General features: G+C 57.8%; 1 pseudogene. It reads right to left on the bottom strand.

Features of this window, described 5'->3' with window-relative positions:
- Positions 1 to 412, bottom strand: a pseudogene (locus tag JWG43_RS18860) (NADH-quinone oxidoreductase subunit NuoG); the annotation flags it as partial.

The following is a 412-nucleotide window of genomic DNA, read 5'->3' as shown; positions in this document are numbered from 1 at the left end:
ATCCAGTGCAGCGTTAACGCTCAGTTTGCTGCCGTCGGCCAACAATGGCTGACGTGGGCGGTCGGTGCGGTTGACGTAGCCATAGCCAAAACGGCCACGGTCACACAGGAAGTACTGGTTAACCGAACCGTTGAAACGGTTTTCGATGCGACGCAGTTCACCGTAACGCTCGCCCGGGCTGATGTTGCAGCCGCTGGAACAACCGTGGCAGATGCTTGGTGCAAACTGCATGTCCCATTTGCGGTTGTAACGCTCGGAGTGAGTTTTGTCGGTGAACACACCGGTCGGGCAGACTTCTGTGAGGTTGCCCGAGAACTCGCTTTCGAGCACGCCGTCTTCAACGCGACCGAAGTACACGTTGTCGTGGGCGCCGAATACACCGAGGTCAGTGCCGCCCGCGTAGTCTTTATAG

This window comes from Desulfobulbus alkaliphilus, from assembly GCF_016918545.1.
GTDB lineage: Bacteria > Desulfobacterota > Desulfobulbia > Desulfobulbales > Desulfobulbaceae > Desulfobulbus > Desulfobulbus alkaliphilus.
Note: the sequence above shows the minus strand (reverse complement) of the source record. Positions and strands in the feature narration are given on the sequence as shown.